At 37.3% G+C, this 9001-nt stretch carries 2 protein-coding genes and 1 pseudogene; all 3 read left to right on the top strand.

The features are described 5' to 3' along the window. The coding region (locus ACFIMQ_RS08725) for a YadA-like family protein (protein ID WP_375616961.1) at positions 1-628 on the top strand (628 nt) is incomplete at its 5' end. Between the two features lie 1086 nt (positions 629-1714). Then, entirely contained in the window at positions 1715-4420 is a 2706-nt protein-coding gene (locus ACFIMQ_RS08730) for a YadA-like family protein (protein ID WP_375703853.1), read from the top strand. Positions 4421-5537: 1117 nt separating this feature from the next. Next, positions 5538-9001, top strand: a pseudogene (locus ACFIMQ_RS08735) (hypothetical protein); the annotation flags it as partial.

Consider the following 9001-nt stretch of genomic DNA (forward strand, 5'->3'; position numbering starts at 1 on the left):
GAACGAGAAGGTCAACGAGGTTGATCATAAGGTAGATAAGCTAGACCAACATGTTAAAGATATTGAAACTGCGGTTATAGATGGAGCTGTTAACTATGACAAAGATGCGGAAGGTAAGAAGACCAATAGCATCACGTTAGTGGGTGGGAATGACAGCGAGCCTGTCTTGATAGACAATGTAGGGGATGGTAAGATTGAGAAAGGTTCTAAGGAAGCTGTTAATGGTGGTCAGTTGCATGATTATACTGAAGAGCAGATGAAGATAGTTCTTGATGATGCGAAGAAATATACGGATGATCAAGTTAGTGGTCTTATCAATGATGGTGTTAACGAGTCGAAATCTTATACAGATATGAAGTTTGAGACGTTGAATTATGCCATTGAAGATGTTCGCAAGGAGGCAAGGCAAGCAGCTGCTATTGGTTTGGCTGTGTCTAATTTGAGTTATGATGACACCCCTGGAAAGTTAAGCTTTTCATTTGGTAGTGGTTTGTGGCGGAGTCAATCGGCATTTGCTATTGGTGCTGGTTATATGTCTGAAAGTGGCAAAATTCGTTCTAATTTATCTGTTACGAGTGCTGGAGGTCACTGGGGGGTAGGCGCTGGATTTAGAGTAACGCTAAATTAATGATAAAAAATGCATTTGCCCTTGTTTCATTAAACAAGGGCAAAAATTTTATATTATAGAGCATTAATATTTTATACAGAAAATCACAGGGTAGTATACTTATAAAGTCTTATAGCAATGTATTCTATAGTCATCATTTTAGTGAAACTAATTTTAGTTAAAGTGAAATGTCTTAACTAAAGATTTACAAATGCAGAGTGATGTCTCTCTGTAAATTAATAGAGTACGTAATCGTACAATAGTTTAAAAGCATACATTTTATAGTTTTATTAATAGAAATATCCATTTGAGGGATGCTTAAAGAAATAAAAAATTCCATTTTTTACTATTTCAATTATTTTCTCTGTATGCAGCAATAGCAATGATTAAGTAAGCTTCACTTTGATCATAACATCTAAAGTACAATAACACATCAATGCTCTTATAAAGGACTAAAGAGCAAGGAACAATGCTATAAATTTTAGAATTTTTAATAAATCAGAAAGAATTATTAAATTAAATTCATTTTTTTCTTGCTATTTTTCTTAATAGTCTATAGACAGTGCCTGAGCAAAGATAATCCGTAAAAAACCGAGCAAAAAATTACGCAAAAGGAAATGCGTTTAGTTATGAAAAAACCACATAACCATTATTACTTTACCATAAAAAGATTTAAGAGATACACCTTTAAGGTTCAAAGTTATCTCACTTATTTTTATGACAAAAGTATAATAACCCTACAAAAAATACCTTAGCTCATTCAGCAAACAACTTAATTTCACTTTCGCAATAAATATCTTTATTGCTTCTTAAGCACACAAAAAACTCATAAGAACATACAAACATGTCCTCTCTACACTTATTTCATTTACTCCCAACCCCAAGGGTTTTACAGCAAAAGATACAACCTCCCTAAAAGCGTAAAAACCACACCCTTATTAACTATACTATCGACTAACACCAATGATAGTCTCATGGTGTTTTAGATAGTTCTTTTTCCCATTATGACAACCCTAATCTTTTTATAAAACAAGAAAAAATATCTTCTAGAGTTTCCTTAACACAAGAATATGTCTTTTTAATGTTTTTTTATTCGGAGAATTTATTATGAAAAAAATATATAACACACCTAAAATGCTAGAAGAGAGTGATATTAAAGATTTTTGCTCGTCTTATCGATTACCTTTTATTAAAACGCTTTCATTGGTTTCAGTAGCTGTCTTTTTATCCAATGCTTCTCCTGTTTCTGCTTGTGATGCGTGGGGTAATGTATCGCAGTATTTTGGTGCTGGTACAAATATACTTAAAAGTATTGCACCAACCTATATAATTAACGGTAAAGTGTACAGAGATGTTGGTTCTGCATTATATGGTTTGGAACGTTATACTGCTGAAGTCGCGGGCAATAAACTTGTTAAGCAAGATCGCTCAGGGCTTATTACAATTGGTGCGAACGTAGGTGGCAATAGAATAAGCATTGAAAATAGCTCTCATGAATTGAGGACTCTTACTGGTGTTAATAGTGGTTGGATTGCGCCATTCTCGTCTGATGCAGTTAATGGCTCCCAACTTTTTTCTCTAGGCATTGCTACTTCTAGCTATTTTGGTGGTGGTGCTGGATTTGATAAAGGAAAATGGACGCCTCCTACTTTTACAGTTAAGGTTTTTGATAAGGATGGCAATGAGACTGAAAAGCACTATTATAATGTTGCAGATGCCTTTACAGGCGTAAATAGCTCTTTCACGAATCTTGATAAAAAGATTGAAAATGTAGTTGTTAATGTGGCAGGGAACAACCTTGTTAAGCAAGATGATACGGGACTTATTACCATTGGTGGAAAAGTAAATGGAACGAGGGTAAGTATTGCAAATATTGATAATGCGGTACGGACTCTTTCAGGTGTTAATGCTGGTTCTATTACAGCAACATCGACTGATGCAATCAATGGTTCTCAAGCTTATGCTATGAGCAATGTAATTGCTAGCTATTTTGGTGGTGGTGCTGGCTATAAAGATGGAAATTGGAGTGCTCCTACTTTTACAGTTAAGGTCTTTGATAAGGATGGTAATGGAGCAGAAAGAGACTATAAGAATGTTGCAGATGCCTTTACAGGCGTGAATAGTTCTTTCACGAATCTTGATAAAAAGATTGAAAATATAGTCATTAATGGGACAGGTGATGATCTTGTTAAGCAAGATGATACGGGGCTTATTACGATTGGTGGAAAAGTAAGTGGAACGAGGGTAAGTATTGCGAACGTTAATAATGCTGCACGGATTCTTTCAGGTGTTAAGGCTGGTTCTATTACAGCAACATCGACTGATGCGATAAATGGTTCTCAAGCTTATGCTATGAGCAATGTAATTGCTAGCTATTTCAGTGGTAATGCTGGATATGATGCAGATGGAAACTGGAATGCTCCTACTTTTACAGTTAAGGTTTTTGATAAGAATGGTAATGGAGCTGAAAAGAGCTATCATAATGTTGCAGATGCCTTTACAGGCGTAAATAGTTCTTTCACGAATCTTGATAAAAAGATTGAAAATATAGCCATTAATTCGGCAGGGAATAACCTTGTTAAGCAAAATAGCGCTGGGCTTATTACGATTGGTGGAAGTGAAGCTGGTAATAGAATAGATATTGCAAACAGTATTAATTTTCCACGAATTCTCTCTGGTGTTAAAGGGGGTGCATTTACGGCAACATCGACCGAAGCAGTAAATGGTAGTCAAATTTATTTTATGGCTCAGGCATTTGCACGTTATTTTGGCGGTGGTGCTGGATATAATAAAGAGGGAAAATGGTCAGACCCTACATTTACAGTGAAAGCCTTTGATAAGAATGGTAATGAAACTGAGAACAGCTATACTAATGTTGCAAATGCGTTTTCTGGCGTTAATAGTGCTTTGGCAGGTTTAAATCATCAGATTGTTGCGATAAAGAATAGCGTTGGTATTATTGAAAAAAATTATACACCTCAAGATGATTCTTCGGATATTATTTCAGAAGGCTTTCCTTTTATGAGAAGCGCACGTCTTCTAAGAAGCTTACCTCTTGTCATAGATGAGGCGGAAAGTTCTATGGATGAGGAGGATAATTCAACCACGGTAACTGTTGCTCCTAGTGAAATTTTAGAAAAGTCAACTTATGAGGTGAGTGACAATCAGTTTTCACAGATGAGTAACAGGGTAACAGAAGTTGAAAGCAAGGTAAACAGCGTTACAAACAGGGTAACAAACGTTGAAAAAAAGGTGGATATTGCGGTTAGCTATGATACCGATGATAGCGGAAAGAAAACCAATAGCATCACTCTAAAAGGTGTTAATGACAGTGACCCTGTCCTGATAGACAATGTAGCGGATGGTAAGGTTGAGAAAGACTCTAAGCAAGCTGTGAATGGTGGTCAGTTGCATAAGTATGCTGAAGAATCGCATAAGTACACTGACGATCAGATGAAGATAGTTCTTAATGATGCGAACAAATATACGGATGATAAAGTCAGTAAAGGTGTTAACGAGGCGAAGTCCTATACCGATAGGAAGTTTGAAGCATTAAGTTATGATATTACGAATGTGCGCAAAGAGGCAAGGCAAGCAGCAGCGATTGGTTTGGCGGTGTCTAACTTACGTTACTTCGATGATCCAGGATCTTTGAGTGTTTCATTTGGTGGCGGTTTGTGGCGTGGCCAGTCTGCTTTTGCTATTGGTGCGGGTTATACATCTGAAGATGGTAAGATTCGTTCTAATCTATCAGCTACCAGTGCTGGTGGTCAGTGGGGAGTAGGTGGCGGAATAACTCTAAAATTAAAATAACAGCAGATAATGCGAAAAACTGCAATTTAACTGAATTTTTGCCCTTGTCTTAATAAGGCAAGGGCGAAATTTATATTATCAGAGTAATATACTTATAAAGTCTCATCACAATATATTCTATAGGAATAATTTTAGTGAGATTGAGTTGAGTAAAAAATGAAGCGCTTTAACAAAAATTTTACAAATGCAGAGTAATATTATCATATAAATTGATAGAGTGCATAATTGCACAGTATTTTAAAACTGTACGTTTTATAATTTCATTAATAGAAAATATCCATTGGGGGGATATGCTTAAAGAAACAAAAAAATCTCACTTTTTACTATTTTAATTATTCTCCCTGTACACAGCAGTGGCAATGAAACTAAGACTCATTTTGGACAAAACGGAGATACCTCAAACTGAACTGTAAAACAAAACCTCTAAATAAGTCTATAACGCGTAAAAATTATGAATTTTTATTATAAGGAATTTTACGTTACATAAATCAGAAAGACTCATTCTGTAAAAATAATTAAATTCATTTTCTTCTTGCTATTTTGTTTAAAATCCTATAAGACTCATTCCGGAATAAACAGAACAAAAAAATTCTCGCAAAGGGAGGTGCGGAAAGTTATGAAAAAATCACATGATTACCATCATTTTGCTCTAAAATCCTTCAAGAAAAATAACTCGAAAAACCAAAGAACAAACCGCTTGTTCTTGCGATAAGAGCGAAGTAATCCCGCAAAAGTTTTACCTAAACTTTCTCCTCATAAACATTCACTTCCCATTAAGCATACAAAACGAGCTTTTTTATTTCAAAAACTATAAATCACATATCTAACAGTAGCGTACAAATATGTCCCTTTCATTCTCTATTCTTATCCACAAATTCAGAAATTATTACAAACAAACAACTTGTTTAAATGCAGAATAAACCAAAACCTTACTAACCAAACTATTAATCAACGTTAACCACAACATCATTGGAGTTCTAATCTGCTCCTTTCAATCTTTGCGAAAAACCTAAGCTTTATAAAGAACAGACGAAAAACAAATCCTCAACTCACCTTTAGTGCTGAAATGTGTCTTTTTAATGTTCTTGATATGTTTTTCTTACTTGGAGAATTTATTATGAAAAAATTATGTACCACATCAAGGGCGCCAGTGGTGAATGGTTTTAAAAATTCTTGCTTGTTTTATCAATTACCTTTTATTAAAGCACTTTCAGTGGCTTCAGTGATTGTTTTTTTATCAACCCTTTTTCCTGTTTTTGCTACTGCTCATATTGTAAATGACGTATCAAACGATTTTAGTGGTGCTACAAATGTGCTTAAAGGTATTCCGCCAGCCTATATCGTTGGCAGTAAATTGTATAGAGATAGTGGCTCTGCATTTGTGGAGGGGGAGGATGCTCCCAAGAACTTAAGTCTTAATATTAAGTTTCAGACTAAAGCTGCTTTTGATACTGCATTTGCAGGTACGGAAGGCTATAAGAATGTAGAAGGTTATAAAAGTGTTGCGGATGCATTTTCTGGCACTAATAATGATTTGGCAGGTTTAAATTATCAGGTTGTTGAGATAAAGGAACCCCACGCTATTGGGGAAAAACAAGATAATCCATTTCAAAGTGATGATCGGTATGAGAACACAGACAGCTTTTCTCTTATAAGAAGCTTATCTCGTGAACTAGTCCGAGCGGATGGGCCATCTGAGGATGGGCCATCTGAGGATGGGCCATCTGTGATAGCTATTGCTCCTACCTCAGCAGTAACTAACGTAACTTTTGAGAATAGTGAAGGTAAGACACGGCGTCTTTTGAAGGTTTCTCCTGGTGAGCTTTCAGCAAGTTCAACCGATGCTGTAAATGGTTCCCAGCTTTATGAATTAACAAGAGGAGTGAACGTTAATACTGCTAACGCTTTTTTTAAAGATCCTATAGCTAATTCGGAAAATTCAATTGCTATTGGCAACAATGCGCGCGTTGTAGATAAAGATGCGTATGGTGCAATTGTTATTGGTCAAAATGCATCAATAGTGAAAGGAGATTTTGCGCAAAGTGAGTCGGCGATTGCTTTAGGTTCAAATGCTAAAGTTAGTGGAGATTCTTCGATTGGTATTGGTCGAGGTGCAAGCATCAACGGAAGCGGGGGGGTTGCTGTTGGTGAGAACGCAGAAGTTTACGGTAATAGTGCGGTTGCACTTGGGCGGAGTGCACATACCAACGGCGACTATGCGTTAGCATTTGGTGAGTTCGCAGATGCCAACGGCGGCAGTGCGTTGGCATTTGGTCGGCAAGCAAAAGCATCAGTTGACGGAGGAATTGCCTTAGGTGAATATTCTCTGGCTAATGTTAAAGCTGGTGTTGCGGGTTATAACCCTGGTATTAGAAAGAACTCAGATAAACAGGATAACGTATGGAAAGCCACTAATGGTGCACTCAGTATTGGTAATTTTGAGAAAGGTCAGACCAGACAGATTATAAATGTTGCTGCAGGCACGAATGACACTGATGCCGTGAATGTTGCGCAGCTAAAAGCTCTACAAGACACTGTAAACCCAAATTGGGATCTTTCTGTTAATGGTAAAAATAAAACGAGTGTTAATTCAACCAGCCCAATGGATTTGGCAGCTGGAAGTACAAATCTCACGGTCACAAAAGGTGATAAAGACAATAAGGTGAAATTTGATCTAGCTAGGTCCATTGTAGTTGATAAAATACAAATAGGAGACAGCACCTTAGACGCAACAGGCTTAGTGATTGCCAATGGTCCAAAAGTGACGACTTCCGGTATAAATGCTGGTGGTAAAAAGATTCAGGCAGTTGAAAATGGTAACATTACAGCTACGTCAACTGATGCCATAAATGGTTCCCAGCTTCATACCTTGGGGAGCAGTGTTGCAAAATCTTTGGGTGGTAATGCTAAGTATGAAAATGGCACATGGACAGCACCTACATTCACGGTTAAAAAATTTGCATCTGATGGCAGTGTTTCTGACTCGACTTATGACAATGTCGTATCTGCCTTTGCTGGTGTTGGTGATTCCATCACGAATATTAAGAATGAGATTACAAAAGAAATTGCTGGTGAAAAAAGTGATTCTTTAATTTGGAGCAAAACGGCGAATGCCTTTGTAGCAACGCATGGTGAAGAGAATACAAGTAGCAAGATTACCTCTCTTAAAAATGGAGACATTACTAGAACCTCAACGGATGCTGTAGCGGGTAACCAGCTATATGCCCTAGGTGATAAAGTTGCAAAATCTTTAGGTGGTAATGCTAAGTATGAGAATGGCACGTGGACTGCTCCTATATTCAAAGTTAAGCAGTTCAATTCTGATGGTGACGTTACTGACTCGACTTATGACAGTGTCGCATCTGCCTTTGCTGGTGTTGGTGATTCCATCACGAATATTAAGAATGAGATTACAAAAGAAATTGCTGGTGAAAAAAGCGATTCTTTAATTTGGAGCAAAACGGCGAATGCCTTTGTAGCGACCCATGGAGAAAATAAAGAGAACAGCAAGATTACTTCTTTGAAGAATGGAGACATTACAGCAACCTCAACTGATGCCATAAATGGTTCCCAGCTTCATACCCTAGGAAGCAGTGTTGCAAAATCTTTGGGCGGTAATGCTAAGTATGAAAATGGCGCTTGGACAGCTCCTACATTCAAGGTTAAAAAATTTGCATCTGATGGTAGTGTTTCTGACTCGACTTATGACGATGTTGCATCTGCCTTTGCCGGTGTTGGTGTTTCATTCGAGAATGTTAAAGATAAATTTAATAATATTAAGGATGAAATTAGCAAAGAGATTGAAAAGGACATTACGGCTGCTAAAAATGACGCTTTGTTGTGGGATAAGTCCAAAGGTTCTTTTGTAGCGATACATGGAGACAAGAAAGAAAACAGCAAGATTACATCTCTTCAAAATGGAGATATTTCTGCTATTTCAACGGATGCAGTAACGGGTAACCAGCTTCATGCCCTAGGTGATAAAGTTGCAAAATCTTTAGGTGGTAACGCTAAGTATGAAAATGGCGCTTGGACAGCTCCTACATTCAAGGTTAAAATAATCAATTCTGAAGGTCATGATGAAGAGAAAAGCTATGGTAATGTAGCGGAAGCGTTTTCCGGTGTAGGTAGCTCTTTTACGAATATTAAGAATGAAATAGGCAAAGACATTGCCGATGTGAAAAGTGATTCCTTGAACTGGAGCAAAACGGCGAATGCCTTTGTGGCGACGCATGGATCAGGGGATGCGAAAGCAAATAGCAAGCTTACGTCTCTATTAGATGGGGACATTAAATCTGGCTCGACGGATGCAGTGACGGGTAACCAGCTTCATAAATTGGGCGATCAGGTAGCAACATATTTTGGTGGTAATGCTAAGTATGAGAATGGCACATGGACAGCTCCTTCTTATAAAATCTCTAATATTACTAATGATGGTGCGGTAACGGATAATACTTATAACGATGTTGGAAGTGCGTTTGCGGGTCTTGATACGAGTGTCCAGAATGTAAATACGCATCTGTCTAATGAGGTCAAAAAGTTTGATGAAAAAATAAGTAATATTACTCAATCAGTTCAAGG

This window comes from Bartonella sp. AD13SXNS (genome assembly GCF_042196465.1).
In the GTDB taxonomy this organism is placed as follows: Bacteria; Pseudomonadota; Alphaproteobacteria; order Rhizobiales; family Rhizobiaceae; genus Bartonella.